We start from the raw sequence: 16,971 nt of genomic DNA, 5'->3' as shown, positions 1-16,971 counted from the left end.
CCATCAAGTCTTTTACAAAAAAATCAAACTTTGCCTTTCAAGTGATAAACATAAGCAAGGACTTCGGCAACTGCCTTATATAGTTCAGGTGGAACAAGTTCTCCCACTTCAACATTCGCATAAAGCATTCTGGCAAGAGGCTTATTTTCAACAATCTCAACATCATTTTCCCTGGCTATATCTTTTATCCTTTGAGCCAGATAATCTGCGCCTTTGGCTACGACCATAGGTGCATCAGCCTCTGTTGCATCATATTTAATGGCTACAGCATAGTGAGTAGGGTTCGTGATAACAACGTCCGCTTTAGGAAGATTCTGCATCATTCTTCGCTGGGAAGCCTGCATCATTCGGCGTTTCTGTGCGCCTTTTACCTCAGGATTACCTTCGGAGTTCTTAAACTCATCCTTTACTTCCTGTTTAGTCATCATCATATCTTTATTGAATTTGCGTCTCTGATATATGAGATCCGCAAAGGCAATTAACATGTAGGCAGCAGCAATTCTGAGGCCCAAATCAATAATAAGGTTGCCCATAAGGCCGATTGCCTGCTTTAAGGGAATATCATATAGCAAAAAAAGTGATTCTTTTCGCCCCGAAAAAAACGATATTATCACAATTGCCATAATTCCCAGTTTCAGGATTGATTTAGCAAGTTCAAACACTTTTCTCGTTGAAAAGATCTTTTTCATTCCTGAAATAGGATTAAGCTTTGAAAGCTTTGGCTGCAGCGGCTTCGTTGTAGGCTTAAAACCAACCTGAACAAAGTCACAGATAAGCGCTACCGAAAAACCAACAATAAAAAACGGAGCACATAAAAGAAGGAGTGTCAGCATTGCATGTATTACAAGGCTGCTTATATAAGCCACCGGAAGGTATCCATCATAAGTCCTTGCCACATTAGGGATTGAATTATATACATACTGAAAGGTGTTGCTAAAAATCTCACCCATAAATCCATAGACAAATCTAAGGATTATAAAAAGCGCCAAAAGGCTAAAAGCCGTAGCAACTTCCTGACTCTTTGCAACCTGTCCTTCTTTTCTGGCATCATCAAGCTTTTTCGCAGTAGGCTGTTCGGTTTTTTCAGCGCCGTTTGCATCTTCTGCAAAAAACTGGAGATCATATGCAATTAGTAAAGGCTTATATTCAGCCGCTTTGCATACTGTATACAAATTCGTTCATCAGCTCCTTGATATTTATATAAATATAATTGGACGCATCGCCAAGCATCATAACTGTAATGAGCATTACAGAGAGCCCAATCACTATTTTTATCTGAATACCAACAGAGAACATATTCATCTGCGGTGATACTTTCGCTAAAATTCCAAGAACAACGTTCGTAATAAAGGTAATGATAAATATTGGGAGCGCTATCCTGAAACCAATTACTATGTAGTCTCTCAGGAAAGCTGTAACAGCACTTAGCATTCTGTCAGAATTGATAACAACACCGTTTACAGGTATCAGGGTAAAAGAATCTGCTAAAGCCTTTAAGATAAAGTGATACATTCCTGACAGAATAAGCATCATTGTAAGGACCTGCGAATAAAATGTACCTGTAATAGTCGTCTGCTCATTTGTATTAGGATCAAACAGATTCACCATGGAAAGTCCAATCTGCATATCTACTATTGTACCGGCAAAATTAACTATAAGCGTGGAAAGCTGCACTGCATATCCAAGCAAAAATCCTGCCATAACCTCTTTTAACACAATTACTGTATATCCGATAATTGTGTGATAATCAGGTACGTTAACAGGAACTGCCCCATAGATAAGTATTGATAGCAAAAGCCCAAAGCCTATCTTTACAAGGTTTGGAGATTGTCTTCCTCCAAAAAAGGGACATACAAATATAAAGCTCGTAACCCGGACAAACACCAGCAGAAATATTTCAAGATCGCCATAACTAAAGGAGTAATCTATCATGTAAATCCTCTATCTCACATATTTTGAAAAATCAGACCATAAATTGATGATATAGCCTGATAATTCAGTAAGCATCCAGTTTCCAATCAGCATAATCATCACAAACACACCAACTACTTTAGGTACAAACGTAAGAGTCTGCTCCTGGATAGAGGTTACAGTCTGAAAAATTGAAATAACAAGGCCGATGATCATAGATGTCAAAAGAACTGGCAGTGACATTTTGATCACAAGAAAAAGTGCGCTGTTCATGATTGTGTTTATATCTGATAATGTGATCATAAAAACGCCTCCTTTTAATAAAATGACTTGACCAGATTACCAATAATAAGGCTCCAGCCATCCGCCAGTACAAATAAAAGTACTTTAAATGGCATTGAGATTGTTGTGGGCGGAAGCATCATCATACCCATACTCATAAGTACCGATGCAACAACCATGTCAATCACAATAAATGGTATATAGATCAAAAAGCCTATGATAAATGCTGTTCTAAGTTCACTTACTATAAAACTCGGAATAAGAACAACGTTTGGAATACTGTCCAGTTCTCCGTCCCACTCAATCCCATCTATCTGCATAAACAAAAGAACATCTTTTTTCTGAGTCTGACCATACATAAACTGCCTGAAAGGCTTCATGGCTGTCTCAATAAACTCAGTCTGGTCCATTTGTCCATCTTCAAAAGGGATAACTGCAGTGTTATATGCCTCAGTCAATGTGGGCTGCATTATAAAAAGTGTCATAAACAAAGCAATCCCAATCATCACCAGGTTTGGTGGCGACGTTTGGGTACCAATAGCAGTCCTTGTAAAATGCAGTGCAACAATGATCCTTGTAAAAGAAGTCATCATTACAAGGAGTGTTGGCGCAAGTGAAAGAAGCGTCAGAGTAATAAGTATTCGCAGTGCACCGTTAACAGAGCCATTGCCGTTATCATATGTAACAGTAACAGTATTTGCTATATTCAGCTTTTGAAGGTCATCCGGATCTTCTGATGCTCCTGGAGGATTGATATTAGTCCTCTCTTCCTTGGAGCCTGTAAGATATGAATCCCTATCTGTAGTTGGATCAGTAGGTTCAGTATCAATTACCACTTCTTCAGTGGCTTTAGCTGTTATGGGAATAGAAAAAGAAATAAAAGAAATCAGAGCAATAGAAACTAAAGCAGCTATTATCCCTCTTTTTACGCTGCTCTTTCGGCCAGTTATTTTATTCCCATCTCCCCGTCTTTTTGTCATTTACTTTTTATCTCGCTTTTGAATTTGTCAAATATCTCCTTGAAGCTGGCGCTGTGGTCTTCACCATCTGCCAGCTTAAGGGAATCCTTGTCAACTTCGCAAAGAGCCGTTATTTCATCTTTTCCAACGGCAATAGCCATATACTTGTCTCCAAGTCTGACAATCTGTATGTATTTATTAGTCGTAATTCTTCCTGTTTCGATTATTTCAATATTGCCAAAAGAATTTTTCTCCTTCTGATAGCCGGCAAGATACCTTGTAACAAAATAGGTAGCCGCCAGAACTGCAATAAAAATAATGAGAACAGAAATAAACTGGATGTAAGAATCTGCCGTCATTTTTTATCCTACTGAACAATTTCGGTCACACGCACACCAAAACTTTCTTCAATAACTACAACTTCACCTTTAGCTACAAACTTACCATTTACAAGAACATCCACAGGTTCACCTGCAACCTTATCAAGCTCTATGATGGTTCCCGGTGCAAAATCGAGAATATCAGCTATAGGTTTTGCTGTTCTTCCAAGTTCAACAGTAACTTCAAGCGGAACATCCTTGATGATTCCTATGTTTTCTCCTCCTGCCATAATGGTCGTGCCACCAGCAAAATTCTGGAACTGCGCAGGCTGGATATTCATATTCATCATCTGCGGAGCCATCATCGGCATACCCATTTGTGGCATACCCATCTGTGGCATTCCCATCATTGGCTGGCCCTGCATCATCGATGGATCCATCTGTGGCATTGCGGCCTCAGGTGCAGGCGCAGGCGCTGGTTGTGGAGCAGGTTCCGGTGCAGGCGCAGCAGCTTCTGATCCGCCGCCGGAATCACCTGAAATAACAGTATCCTTAAGAGTTTTTGCAAAATCTATAGGATATAATTGCATCAGGGTTGAATCTACAAGGTCTCCCACCTGCATTTTGAAAGAAATCCTTACGAATGTTCCTGTAAGGAATTCCGCAATATCAGAAGGATCGTCATTGATCATATCAAGAAGTGTAGCCTGTGGCGGGCTGATATCTACCTTCTGGTTGATCATGGTAGAAAGAGATGTGGCAGCAGCACCCATCATCTGGTTCATGGCCTCAGAAATTGCTGACAACTGAAGTTCGCCAATCTCTCCATCAGTATTAGTACCATCACCACCCATCATAAGGTCAGTGATGACCATAACATCGTGTTCCTTAAGAATAAGGATATTGGTACCATCAAGACCTACTGTATATTTAATCTGGATAAATACACAAGGTCTCTCATAGTTATTGATCACATTTTCCCAGTTAGCCAACTCAACCTGGGGCGTAGTGATATTAACCTTCTGATTTACAAGGGAATACAGCGTTGTTGCTGAAGATCCCATGCTGATGTTAGCCACTTCACCAATAGCATCTTTTTCAGAATCAGTAAGTAGTGACTCATCAATTGTACTGCCTCCAACTGGTGGCGTTGCAGCAGCTGCTTCTGCTGGTGCATCTCCCCCGGAATCGGCAGGAGCGTCCGCTGGTGCATCTGAGCCGCCTGAAGTATCCATTCCGGCTAGCAAAGCATTAATTTCGTCCTGAGACAACATTCCATCCATGCTCCTACTCGTCCTCCTCTCTCACAACTGACGTTATCCTGACAGCATACTTATCTTTTGCCGTTCCCGGTAGCGCAGTGAATTTATATATATTGCCTACATAGATCTGCATATCCGTATTAACTCTATTATCAAGCCTTATAATGTCTCCGGCCTGAAGATGAACAAAATCGCTGACTGATACATTACATCTTCCAAGAATAGCTTTCACCGGCACATCCACATGCTTGACCATAGTTTCAAGTGTATCCTGATAGTCCTCATCATTGTTTTTCTGCATTGTAGAGAACCAGAACTTTGTATTGAGCTTGTCCATTACACTCTCTAATGTGAAATATGGAAGACAGACGTTCATAAGTCCTTCCGTATCACCAATCTTTATGTTAAGAGTGACAATGGCGATCATATCTGTCGGAGAAATAACCTGGGCAAATTGAGGGTTTGTCTCAATCCTCTCCATTACAGGATTTATAGCTACAACGCTTTGCCAGGGTTCAACCATAAGCTGCATACAAATGGTAACAAGCTTTTCTATAAGCGGCATCTCTATGTCAGTAAAGGGCCTTGGCTTATCAAGGGTCCCGCCTTCACCTCCAAGCATTCTGTCGATAAAAGAAAAGCCTATATTAGCCTGGAGCTCCAATATAATAGTTCCCTGAAGTGGCAAAAAAGATATGACGCCTAAAATAACAGGATTTGAAAGCGCATTACTAAATTCTGAATATGTAACAGTCTCAGAGTTAGCAACTGATACCGATACATTTTTTCTCAAATACAAAGGTAGTGTAGTTGATAACAGTCTTCCATAATGCTCGTAGATCATCTCCAAGGTTCGAAGGTGCTCTTTGGAGAACTTGGCAGGACGTTTAAAGTCATAATCCTTGACTTTCTTTTCGTCAGCTGCCTGCATTTGATCCACATCAAGTTCGCCGCTAGATAGCGCTGCCAACAGACCATCTATTTCACTTTGTGACAGTACTTCACTCAAAATGGATCTCCTTTCTCAGTAGTTTAGTGTTAGATTTTTTAGTTTACTGATAAATTGCTGTTATACTTACGTCATAGATAAAGTTAGAACCATACAGTTCCTGAATCGCCTCTATAACTTCATCTTTTGCAGGCTGTATATCGCTCTGAAGTTCTTCCATAGTCTTACTTGAAAGAATGTCTATAACCTTTGACTTGATCAGATCATTCATACTGGCAATAGATTCTGAAGTTCCATAGGTTGCATAATCAGCTGAAGCTGTGTTCATAGAAAAGAGAACTTCAGCAACCATATAATGTGCTTTTCCATCTGCTCCTGGTTTTAAACTGATTGTAAGACTGTTGTCTCCGGTAAATCCAAAGGTTGCAAGATTGGCAACACCAACTGTGCCTGATGCGGAACCTGAGAATCCTCCGCCTGCTCCACCGCTTGCCTCAAGTTCGAGAGCAGCAGCTATATCCGAAATAAGTTTTGCTGTCTGTGAATTTGTAGTCATAACGCTAAGAAGCATAAATCCATTCATAGCCAGATTAACTACAAGAAGTGCCAAGATAATAATGGATAATAAATTCTTTTTCATTTAAAGGTATCCCCCTCTTAATAAGATGCACTTAATGGATTGTATATCTTAATCTCTACTCTTCTGTTTCGAGCTCTTCCTTCATCAGTCGAGTTGTCTGCAATTGGGTCATATTCACCACGCCCTGTATGAACAATGTTTGAAGGATCAAGCGTTGTGTTTTCACAAAGATAGTTAAATATCGCAAGTGCTCTTCCTGATGAAAGTTCATCATTATTTGCATATTTTCCGCCGGATGACATTGGGACATTGTCTGTATGTCCTTCAATATCTATAGTTCCTCCGGCGTAGGATTCAAGAATCTGACCTACTTTCTCAAGAACAGGAATTACATCTTCTTTTATTGCCGTTTTGCCTGAATCAAACAGAATTGATCCCTGAATCGTAAGCTGAACGTATTGGCTGGTATAGTTTAGGGATACTTCGTTTTCAATTTCTCCCTCTTCAAGAGCCTGTTCAATCTTTTCCGCCAGCTTTTGAGAAGCTTCCATCTGAGCCTCTTCTGCCGCTTCCATCAGCTCTTCCTCGTCCATATTGCCTACATCAGCCTGATCCGAATCGGAGTCATCTCCAGTCTGCGCAAGCCCCATGGATGTGATATAACTTGAAAGCTCAGTCAGCTGCGAAACACCATCTCCAATAAGTGCTCCTTCGCCTAAAGCCATCTCACCACCGTTAAAAATACCGAATGCCGAACTAAACGATGCTGCTACTTCCTCAAATTTGGCTGCATCCATCGTAGCCATAGAAAACAACAAAACGAAGAAACAAAGGAGCAGGTTCATCAGATCACCGAAGGTACCTTGCCAGGCCGGCAAACCAGGTTTTATTTCCTCAGGTTTCTTTGCCATTATTCTCCTCCATCACCTGAACCATTCTCAGCTTCATAAGCAGCTCTGTCACCTGGTGACAGGAATGATTTAAGCTTTTCTTCTGTAACACGAGGATTTTCTCCTGCCTGTATAGACAAAAGGCCCTCAATAACAATACTTTTAGCCATATACTCTGCATTATCTCTGGCTTTTAATTTATTCTCAGCAGGATAACAGAACCAGTTTGCAAGAACCGAACCATAGAATGTAGTGATCAAGGCAACCGCCATGGACGGTCCGATAGATGAAGGATCAGACATGTTCTGAAGCATAAGAACCAGACCAAGAAGCGTTCCGATCATTCCCCAAGAAGGTCCCATACCTGCAAGATCACCAAAGAAAGAATAATTTTCCTTGTGTCTCTCAGACATGGCATCAATTTCAGCTTCCAAAATACTTTTTACAAGTTCAGGCTCAGTACCATCTACAATAAGACCAACGCCTTTTTTCATAAATGCATCTTCAAGATTACTTGCGGCTTCCTCAAGTGCAAGAAGTCCTTCTTTACGAGCTGTATTTGAAAGATCGATAATCTGTTTTATTGTGCCCTTAGTGTCATCAGAGGGCATTTTGTATATTAGGGTGTAAGATTTCAGACCATTAATAAAGCTTGGCATACTCCTTGACGCCAAAACCGCCATAGCCGCTCCACCAAATGTGATCATAGCTGAAGGAGCATCAAGGAAGTATTTGACGCCGGTGATACCAGCTGAAAAGACAATACTCAGAATCATGAAAACAAAACAAAGACCAACACCAAGTAATGAAGCAATATCCATACTGTTTTCCCCTTCATATAAATATTAGATACCAGTCATATGCCGTTTAACTGATATGTTTGGCTGCAACATTAAAAGCTTAGTTTTCTATAATCTTATATATATCTTCAGGAGATTCCCTGACTATTAACTTTCTGCCACTGCGCAATATGATCACAGTGTCAGGGGTAGCTTCTACCGTTTCTATGGAAGAAACATTTAAAAGAAATTTCCTCGTATCCATTTTTGTTAGTTCAATAATACTTTTAGACATCTATTCCCCCGTCAACATCTAAAAATTTCATTGTTTCAAAAAATTTCACTAATTTGCGAAATTTTATTTCTAACTACATATATTTTACCACTTTTAGTGTACTAATACTCATATTTTTGTTCACATTTTAGACATATTTGCAAATTAATTACACTTTATACCGATAATAATGAAATTAATTTTGCGTTTCACATTCACATATTTTTAACATTTATACATATGCACATTTACACAACATATAGTGGTAATAAAATAATTGTAGCACAACATTTTTATTAATAACAGTATCTTTTGAAAAAATACGCTCTGTTTAGCGTTTTTTCACTATCGTTTATTTGCAAACTCGCATCGCTCCTGGCTTCGTAAAATAGTGCCTCACATAAGTGGCGCTGCCAACCTCAAAAGGAGCTGCCCAAATCTAAGAAATGCTCCTCTGCCTTTTGAATAATATTCAGTGACATCCTTTGATTTCTTAAATATTTTCTCAAAATCTTCCTTCGTGTCTTTAACAGCTTTGCAATCAGCATAAAGACAGCCATTTTCAAAATGATGATACAGACTTCTGTAATCAAGATTGATTGTTCCGCATGTTGCAACAAAATCATCGCAGATACTCATTTTTGCATGACAAAATCCAGGAGAATACTCGTATATCCTGACACCATTCTTTGCAAGTGCATTATAATAAGACCTTGTAACGCTGTAAACAATCTTTTTGTCAGGAATACCTGGAGTTACTATTCTGACGTCAACACCTCTTTTGGCTGCAAGAGAAAATGCATGGATCATCTCCTCAGTAATGATAAGATAAGGCGTAATGTACCATACATAGTCCTTGGCCATGTTTGCCATGCTCATGTATACTTCCTCTCCTACCTGTTCCTTATCCATTGGGCTATCAGCATAAGGTACTATAAATCCATTCTCAGAAGCCTTATAATCGTATTTTTTCAGATATTTATCAAAAGTGACATCATCAATATCGTTTTCTTTTATAGCATTCCACATTTCAAGGAACGTCACGGTAAGTGACTTTACCGCGTCGCCGCAAAGCTTTATTCCTGTGTCCTTCCAATATCCAAATGGCTCAGATACATGAAAATACTCATTTGCTATGTTATAGCCGCCTGTGTAACCTATTTTTCCATCAATTACAGTAATCTTCCTGTGATCTCTATTATTAAGAAAAAGATTTAACCCCGGTGCGAAAGGATTGAATACTCTGGCACGGATTCCCTTTGCGCGAAGTCTTTTGACAAAATCAGTTGTTACAAATCCAATACTACCCATGTCATCGTAGAAAACTCTGACTTCAACGCCCTCTTTTACCTTTTGCTCAAGGATTTCCTGAATGCTGTGCCAGCTTTCAGCATCCTCTATAGCATGATATTCCATGAAAATGAATTCTTTTGCATTTAATAACTCTCTTTTTTGATCTTCGATTCCCTTAAGTGCGTCATCAAAATATGTAATATCAGTATTTTGATAAGCAGGATAACGGGCATACTTTTTTAGATAATGTGTAATATTAGAGACATATGGATTTTTTTCTTTGAGGCGCATCTGCACATCGCTGTTATCAGGCAAAAGAGGCAGCAGGATATTATCTATGTTCTCATAGCGCTTTCGCATCTTTTTTGTACCCCCGTTATAGCCAACAAGGAAATAAAAAACTATTCCTGCAACAGGAAGTACCAAGATCAGCATGATCCATGGCATCTTTATAGATGCAGTCTGATTCATAGAGTAAATGCCCAGAACAACAAAGAAGCTAATAAGAGAAAAAAGTATTGAGACCCAATGCCATGTATTATTAAGCCAAATAACACCGCCAACAATCATCAGCGCGTTAAGTATAACTGAAAGCACCGCAATGGCCATTCTGAAAACGCCATTTTTCACTGCAGCTTTTTTCTCTATTGTTAACTGCTTTGCTTCGCTCATACAAAAAATGTCTCCTTGCCTCTTTTAAATGTATAAAATAATTATAGCAATTTTTAATTAACTGTTAAAAGAAAGATAATAACGAAATAGGCCCCGCCGCAATTAAAGCGGCGAGGCTCATCATTAGTCTTATGATTCATAAAAAGAATTATCTCTTAAGATTTGTAAGTTCTTCAAGAAGTGTGTCTGATACTGTGATGATACGGCTGTTTGCCTGGAAACCACGCTGTGTTGTGATCATTTCTGTGAACTCTTTTGAAAGGTCTACGTTTGACATTTCCAAAACACCTGTGTTCATGTAACCACCATCAGTTGTGATATCCTGAATAGTTGCTTCACCTGAGTTAAGAGTTGATGCATAAAGATTATCGCCTTCTTTTGAAAGACCGGATGCATTAGCAAATTCAGCAGATGCAATCTGTCCAAGAAGCTTTGTCTGACCATTCGAATATGTTGCATGGATCTGGCCATCAGTAGCGATTGTAACACCATTCATCTCACCAACCATACGTCCTGTGTTAAGAGATGACTTATCTCCTTTTACAGCCTTGATTGTTGCTGTTCCGCTTGTGTTGTAATTAGTTACAGTAGAGAAATCAACTGTAAGCTGTCCCCTCATAGCCTCTTCATCAGCAGTAGTTGGCTGGAATCCAAATGCTTCAAGTCCGGGGATTGTCTGATCAAATTTAATATTGACCATTCCATTAGCATTTCCGTTAGCTGTTGTAAGAGAACCATTTGCAGGATTAAATTTAAGCTGAATAGTCTGACTACCTGTTGTAAGAGTAATACTTCCATCAGCATTTATTGAATATGTACCATCTGTTCCGAACGCATCTGCATCTGAATCAGATATTCCATAAACTTTGCTGAGAAGATTCTTGTAAGTGCCAGTTGCTGTTGAGATCAGGTCTGTAATATTTCCAGTATTTGGAACATCACTGTACTCAACAGTATCTGTTGTTGTAACGTAAGTCAAAGTTCCATCAGATGCAGTCTGTGTAGCATATGATGTACTGATAGACTTTGGAATCGATACTGTGTCATAAATTGATATCTGTCCATTTGCAGATATTGAAACCTTATATGCATCCTGAACTGTCTCAGAGCCCTTTGTAAGTCCGAATACATTTTTTAACATGTCAGCGCTTAAGTCAGCAACCGTGGTTTCATTTCCTGTAAGCACATAGGAACTGCCATCTGCTGAACTTGTAAATACTCCGCCAAGCTCAGATGCTGTTTTAACCGGATATGTATTTTCATTTGCTGTAAAAGTCTTAGAGAATATTTTATCTGAGTATATTTGGTCTCCAGCCTTTGTTTTAAGTCCATTATCATAGAATATGATTCCGTTAGTACCTGTTAAAGATGTAATATTTACATACGCGTAATCATCTGTACATCCAGGCAATGCAGCCTCAAGTTCTGCCTTTTGGGCATCTGAAAGGTCACTGATAGCATAAATTGTATTTGTCGTCAATCCTGACAGATTAGTAGTTGTACCTGTAGCTGATGCCTGTACCGGAGTTGTTGATGTTGTATCATATTCTGATTTGAAAACTGTAAGTGTTGAATCTGTATATGTGTAATACAAATTCTCATCAGCTGTTGCAAGCGCATCTTCAAGTCCGTCAAAATCATTGTAATAGGCTGCCAAAGCTGTTTTACTTGTAGTCGATGCTGTTGTTGCCGCATTTGGTGCATGTGTACTTGTTACTATGAAAGTATCATTTCCTGCTGAATTGGAGTTAAAATTAAATCTATAATATGAACTACCTGTAAATGTTGTAAGTTCAGCATCGGTCATGCCAAATACATTCTTAAGTGTAGCCTGTAAAGTCTTTGAACCACCTACAACAGTTTTAACTTCACCCTCAGAAGCACTTGGAACATTGTAGGCAAGTCCGGTACCTGAAGTACTTACATAATATGAATTTGAATTATTACCGTTATAAGTATAGCCTGTAGGAGATTTAGTCTCTTTTGGATCATCATAAGTAATGGTCAAAGTACCACTTTCACTTATGGTATATGCAGATGTTTTGGAATATCCTTCCGTCTTACTGGTTACTGTCGCATCATCAATGCCATAAACCTTTTGAAGAATACCTGCATATTTGCTTTTACTTGTTGTCATAAGATCTGACAACACTCCGGATGTAGGAACACCTGAATAAACTGTAGCTCCTGCAAGAAGGTTAACAGTTGATGTTGTAGCGCCAACCTCTACTGAATATGCGTCTGTAACACCAACATCAGTAGTTTCAGTCGCTCCGAAAGTAACGCCCTTCATCAGTGCTGATCCGATCGATGTTCCTGATGAATCAATTATATCTGTAAGCTGAAGTGAAAAAAGATCATCAGTACCTGTATCCTTTAATGTGAACTTACCTGTATAGAGATATCCCTTGTTATCATAGAATTCCAGAGTGAGTGTCTTACCATCATCAGATACAACGTTTGTATCATTATCATCAATATTTCCAGAGAAAAGAGCTGCTGTTGTAGATGCTGGTGAATATGTTGTATTATCAGCGCTCATGATCTGAAGCTGGGATAAACCACCATTTTTATTTACTGTAATAGCTCCGGTCTCAGGATCTTCCTGTGCTGTCCAACCCATTACGAAATATCCATTTGACTGCATTGCAAGGTTACCGGCACCGTCAACATAGAAAGAACCATCTCTTGTATAAAGATTTTCTTTACCGTTATTAACTACAAAGAATGACTTACCGGTGATCATGATATCAAATGGGTTATTTGTTGTCTGTGTAGCGCCCTGAGATTCAATTGCTGTAGCAATCGCACCTGACTTAGCACCAAGACCGATCTGTCTTGCATTTACACCACCTTTAGTCTCAGTAGCACCTGATGCTGACTGGGTTGTCTGATACATAAGGTCTGAAAATGTAATAGACTGGGATTTGAATGATGTTGTATTAACGTTGGCAATATTGTTACCAAGAACATCCATTTTGGTCTGATGTGTGCGAAGTCCGGCCACACCAGAATAAAGTGATCTCATCATAAGACTTTAGTCCTCCATCATAAAACCTATGCGTATGCGCGCATATCAATATCTGATTTTGGACGGATGAGTGATTTAAAAGAGATTTCCTTCAATCAGTCGGGAAATCAAGATCTCCTGTAGGCACTTAAGGCCTCTTTAGGTCCAATCCGTTAAGCAATCACTGCTCCGTCAATATTTGTAAAAACATTACTCTTGTTTTCTGTCTGATCCATTGCTGTTACTACTGTGTTGTTTGGGACATTTACGATAAATGCAAGCTGATCAATGAGTATAAGAGAGTCTTTAATGCCTTTTTCACCTGCTTCTATCTTGCCCATATTAAGCCTTGCCATCTGCTCATCTGTTAAAACTATGTTTCTGTCCTGCAGTCTGTTTGCGGCATGCTTAGAAAACTTTAGTTCTTCTGAACTAATAGTATTATCGGATGATTCCTGTATTTTATTTAGAATACTGGCAAAAGAATTTGCTCCGGTTTGAATGCTTTGGCCTTTGTTATCACTTTTTTGAACATTTACGTTTTTGATCTGGCCCTGCACCTGGTCTATTGATAAAAATCTTCTCTCATCAATATTCAATTTCATATACCTCCTTTCCTGCGTATTTCCATAGTTCTTTTAACTGCAATCAGGTTTTGTCCTTTGAAAAAGTCCTGTGTGTATCACCTCTGATATCATCAAGCTGATTAACATACTGAAGAAGTGAAGTAACATAATTCTTATTCATAAGATTCTTTGCTCTGTCATCAAGATTCATATAATAGTCATACATTGAATCAATTGTCTCACCATGCTTTTCCTCGGTAATATATTCAAGCTCAGGTAACTTATCTATATTCTTCTGGAAATCATCAACAACTTTAAGGGCATCAGTATAATCAGAATCAAGAACCTGTGTAACATCATCGATGTTATAATTTGTGCCGTTAATGCTAAGATAAGCCTTATTTCCGCTGTAGGTCACAAAGTCTACAACACCCTGGATCTCAGTACTCTTACCGTTATCCGGATTTGTCTGTGTAACGACAACTGTCTTTCCTACCATCTCAGAAGCTCTTGAAAGTGACATGGAATTAGCCATGTTACTTAGCTGCTCAACCTGAGTAAATGTTGCATACTGGGAAATATACTCAGTGTTTGATGTAGGTTCCATAGGATCCTGATACTTCATCTGAGCAACTAATATCTTCAAAAAAGAATCCTTGTCATAACCGGTAGGAGCAGCTTTATTGCTAGAACTATTGGTATCAAGGTTTTTCACCTTACCGTTTTCAATAATAGCTTCAACTGAACTTAAATCTGCCATTTTTTATCCTCCAGGGCTGGCATAAAAGCCAGCCCAACAAAAAATCATGCACTATAGTCAACGGTATTTCCGTTCATTTCCATTACTTTTGCAGCTATAAGCTCTTCTTCTGACATATCTTCCTCTTCAAATTCTGAGATTTCAGAAAGATTTATTCTCCGAAGCGACTTTTTTGATCTGCCCTCAGCCTGCTCATATGCCTGCCCCTGCTGATCATGCTCAAGATTTTGCTCAAAAGCATGGCTTGCAATAGTAACTTCAATTGCTGTAACTTTTACTCCCTGTGCGTCAAATTTCTGCTGAAGAGAAGCCATTTGGCTCTCAACTGCTTCTTTTACCAGTTCATTCTGGGCTGTGAATTTTGCAACTATTCCATCCTTAGTACTTGTAAGAAGGATATTTACGTTGCCAAGATGAGCCGGGTGAAGCTGAAGTTCCATAGAAGTCTCACCATTTCCTGCAGAAATTGTTATCTTTTCTGTGATCTGTCTTATTATATTTTCCATCTGTGCCCTGTCAGTATAGCTAACCGTGCTGACGGGACCAGAATCTACCGCATCTGTTATATTGTTTATTAGCTGATTAAAAAGATTCGCATTTTGACCACTTTCATTTAAACCACCCTTTGTCTCTTTATGACTATTTGAAGAATCAGATGTTTCTTCAACAGGCTTAAATTCAGCGATTTCCACTTCTTCTGATCCTGCATCTGCCTTGATTTCAGGCATCTGCTCTTTAGACTGTGGTGCCTTGATATCCTTAGAAATATCATCTCCGGCTTCATTTACTATGATCTCGGGAACTTTACCAACATTTTCAGCTGGCATTTCTTTTTTAGTTCCTTCAAAAGCCACCAGATCATCATCAAAGCTCTCAAGCGCAAGTTCAAAATCTTCTTCGGATAAGTCAAACTCATTCAAAAGTTCGCTCCTCATACTATCTGCACCCTCCATGAGGTCCTGCATCGTAGCATATAGATCTGTGTCAGTTAACAGATCAAGCGCCTTATCCTCGCCAATTACTTCAGTGACCAGAAGCTGTACATTCTCAGGATTTAAAAGGTCTCCAGCCATCAGTCCAAGAATTTCCATAGCACTTAAAATATCTTCCTCGTTTATATCAAGTGCTTGTGCCATCTTAGAAACAAGTTCTTTTCCTGCTTCTCCTATAGCCTCCTGCAGCTTTTCATCTGCTTCCATGCTCTTTGTATCGGTTTCATCTAGTTTAGTAACATTATCAGTATTCTGCTTATTTTGAAGATTATCGGTATTATTTTTACTATTACCGATTGCCTTTTGTGTGTCATTACTTTCATTTGATCTTGCTACATCTTTCTCCTGATTACTTTTTCCTTGCTTTATAGCATTATCTGTAATCTGAGATTTATTATCTTTTGCCTGAACTAAAGCATCTGATGTCTTATTTAAGACATTACTAAAACTGTTTGCAGCATTTCCCACTTTAGTTTTAAGCTCTGCTATTGATGAAACACCAACCGCTGCAGTCGACTTCTGCATGTAGGTAAGCATTGCTCCTACATTATTTGTCGTACTGCTCATCAAGTTCCTCCTTTCAAATATATTTATTTTGTTTGGACATAAACATCCATAGACTCTCACAACATATATCGGTTTTTATTTAGAATACTTAATATAAAATATTTAATTATTTATAGGTATACAGTTTCCATAGGATAATGAGATATTTTAGTAACGCTAAAACAAAGGTGATATTAGTTATATTAGTTAAGAAGATTACTATGGCTTATATTATATGTTCACAAATAATTATTTCTTTGTTTATGCATAAGTAATTGGCTCCGTACGCCACCATTGACTGAACCTGAGGAAAACGCCCTGGTCTGCGAGCCGACGGTGAGGATGATGGGAACAGTAGATCTTATCTCACCGTCGGATTCAGCATTGTAGCGTTTTCCTCAGACCCCGTCAATGTCAAGCACCTTCGGTGTGGCTGGTTGTTATTGCCTCGGGCTCTGACTCCGAGAACAGTAAGGGGTTGCTGAATTTGGATCAGCATGGGACTCGGGGGAAAATAAAGGTAAACAAATCAAAAACATGACCTGGTGAAGTTTTTTATTCTTTCTAGGTCATGCTTTAAGTCATAATATTGCTTTGCAATTACTAAATTCATGACCTATTCAGCATTTTTCTTTTACTTGGGTCATGTTCTATATTGATCTATTGTCTTGCTATTGCAAAATCCATGACCTAATCAGAGTTTTTCTTCTCCCTAGGTCATAGATTTTTTTCATCCATTGTCTTGATAATATTAAGGTCCATATAAAATGATGAAAAAATGTTGATTTGGGCACATAGCCTGAAATTAGGCTTGCTGCCACATCCTCATCAAGTAAACTACTACCCATGTCAAGGACAGTATTTGAAATTTACACCCATTTTTTAGACCAGCATCTTCTTTGGATATTCTCCGGTTTTTATGTATC

Annotated in this window: 16 protein-coding genes; all 16 read right to left on the bottom strand. The window is 38.9% G+C overall.

What is annotated here, in order from left to right; all coding sequences use genetic code 11:
- Positions 1–23: 23 nt before the first annotated feature.
- On the bottom strand, positions 24–1,172 hold the full coding sequence (gene flhB, locus G585_RS0106845) for a flagellar biosynthesis protein FlhB (RefSeq protein ID WP_022773907.1): 1,149 nt from the start codon (positions 1,170–1,172) through the stop codon (positions 24–26).
- The gene (gene fliR / locus G585_RS0106840; RefSeq protein WP_022773906.1) at positions 1,147–1,932 is read right to left on the bottom strand and encodes a flagellar biosynthetic protein FliR; all 786 of its coding nucleotides are present in this window, start codon (positions 1,930–1,932) and stop codon (positions 1,147–1,149) included. The genes flhB and fliR overlap by 26 nt, the downstream gene beginning before the upstream one ends.
- A gap of 9 nt (positions 1,933–1,941) precedes the next feature.
- Complete coding sequence (gene fliQ, locus G585_RS0106835; RefSeq protein ID WP_022773904.1) at positions 1,942–2,214, bottom strand: flagellar biosynthesis protein FliQ; 273 nt, start codon at positions 2,212–2,214, stop codon at positions 1,942–1,944.
- A gap of 14 nt (positions 2,215–2,228) precedes the next feature.
- Positions 2,229–3,173 (bottom strand): flagellar type III secretion system pore protein FliP, encoded by a 945-nt coding sequence (gene fliP / locus G585_RS0106830; protein WP_022773903.1) that lies wholly within the window; start codon positions 3,171–3,173, stop codon positions 2,229–2,231.
- Positions 3,170–3,511: a flagellar biosynthetic protein FliO gene (locus G585_RS0106825; RefSeq protein ID WP_022773901.1), complete on the bottom strand. Its 342-nt coding sequence runs from the start codon at positions 3,509–3,511 to the stop codon at positions 3,170–3,172. The genes fliP and G585_RS0106825 overlap by 4 nt, the downstream gene beginning before the upstream one ends.
- An 8-nt stretch (positions 3,512–3,519) precedes the next feature.
- Entirely contained in the window at positions 3,520–4,755 is a 1,236-nt protein-coding gene (gene fliY, locus G585_RS0106820; protein WP_022773900.1) for a flagellar motor switch phosphatase FliY, read from the bottom strand.
- A 4-nt stretch (positions 4,756–4,759) separates the two neighbouring features.
- Positions 4,760–5,743, bottom strand: coding sequence for a flagellar motor switch protein FliM (fliM, locus tag G585_RS0106815; RefSeq protein WP_022773898.1), 984 nt, complete (start codon positions 5,741–5,743; stop codon positions 4,760–4,762).
- A gap of 43 nt (positions 5,744–5,786) precedes the next feature.
- Positions 5,787–6,323 carry a flagellar basal body-associated FliL family protein gene (locus G585_RS0106810; RefSeq protein WP_022773897.1) on the bottom strand — a complete coding sequence of 179 codons (537 nt, stop codon included), beginning with the start codon at positions 6,321–6,323 and terminating at the stop codon, positions 5,787–5,789.
- Positions 6,324–6,340: 17 nt separating this feature from the next.
- Positions 6,341–7,174 carry an OmpA/MotB family protein gene (locus tag G585_RS0106805; protein WP_022773895.1) on the bottom strand — a complete coding sequence of 278 codons (834 nt, stop codon included), beginning with the start codon at positions 7,172–7,174 and terminating at the stop codon, positions 6,341–6,343.
- On the bottom strand, positions 7,174–7,974 hold the full coding sequence (locus G585_RS0106800; RefSeq protein ID WP_022773893.1) for a motility protein A: 801 nt from the start codon (positions 7,972–7,974) through the stop codon (positions 7,174–7,176). The genes G585_RS0106805 and G585_RS0106800 overlap by 1 nt, the downstream gene beginning before the upstream one ends.
- 79 nt (positions 7,975–8,053) lie before the next feature.
- Positions 8,054–8,227: a flagellar FlbD family protein gene (locus tag G585_RS19340; protein ID WP_022773891.1), complete on the bottom strand. Its 174-nt coding sequence runs from the start codon at positions 8,225–8,227 to the stop codon at positions 8,054–8,056.
- A 375-nt stretch (positions 8,228–8,602) separates the two neighbouring features.
- A complete protein-coding gene (gene cls / locus G585_RS0106790; protein ID WP_022773890.1) occupies positions 8,603–10,171 on the bottom strand; it encodes a cardiolipin synthase in 1,569 nt (522 codons plus the stop codon).
- Positions 10,172–10,319: 148 nt separating this feature from the next.
- A complete protein-coding gene (locus tag G585_RS18875) occupies positions 10,320–13,202 on the bottom strand; it encodes a flagellar hook-basal body complex protein (protein WP_022773888.1) in 2,883 nt (960 codons plus the stop codon).
- 152 nt (positions 13,203–13,354) lie between these two features.
- Positions 13,355–13,780, bottom strand: coding sequence for a TIGR02530 family flagellar biosynthesis protein (locus G585_RS0106775; RefSeq protein WP_442852422.1), 426 nt, complete (start codon positions 13,778–13,780; stop codon positions 13,355–13,357).
- Positions 13,781–13,829: 49 nt separating this feature from the next.
- The gene (locus G585_RS18870) at positions 13,830–14,507 is read right to left on the bottom strand and encodes a flagellar hook capping FlgD N-terminal domain-containing protein (RefSeq protein ID WP_022773885.1); all 678 of its coding nucleotides are present in this window, start codon (positions 14,505–14,507) and stop codon (positions 13,830–13,832) included.
- Between the two features lie 44 nt (positions 14,508–14,551).
- Entirely contained in the window at positions 14,552–16,066 is a 1,515-nt protein-coding gene (locus G585_RS0106765) for a flagellar hook-length control protein FliK (RefSeq protein ID WP_022773883.1), read from the bottom strand.
- Positions 16,067–16,971: the final 905 nt, after the last annotated feature.

Source organism: Butyrivibrio sp. AE2015, assembly GCF_000420825.1.
GTDB lineage: Bacteria > Bacillota > Clostridia > Lachnospirales > Lachnospiraceae > Butyrivibrio.
This window is presented reverse-complemented; position numbering and strand designations above follow the sequence as displayed.